We start from the raw sequence: 311 nt of genomic DNA, 5'->3' as shown, positions 1-311 counted from the left end.
CGGTCGCCCATTTCCATGCCGGGTGAGCCCACCGGCATGCCGGGGACGGTGAGGCCGCGGGCATCCGGGCGTTCTTCCAGCAGGCGATCCACATCGGCTGCGGGCACGTGCCCTTCGATGGCGTAGCCGTCGATAAAGGCGGTATGGCAGGAACCCTGGCCGGGCAGAATGCCGGCTTTTTCCTTGATGGATTGCAGGTTCTGTTGCTCATGCACCTTGACCGCGTAGCCGTTGGCTTCCATGTGTTCCACCCAGGCGCCGCAGCAGCCACAGGTGGGGGATTTATACACTTCCAGCACCTTGTCAGTGGC

Annotated in this window: 1 protein-coding gene; it reads right to left on the bottom strand. The window is 63.3% G+C overall.

The window, feature by feature from the left end:
• Nucleotides 1-311, bottom strand: a 311-nt coding sequence (locus tag A3754_RS22915; protein WP_063521437.1) for a DUF411 domain-containing protein, incomplete at both ends; no start/stop codon positions are given.

Source organism: Alcanivorax sp. HI0083 (assembly GCF_001635175.1).
This window is presented reverse-complemented; position numbering and strand designations above follow the sequence as displayed.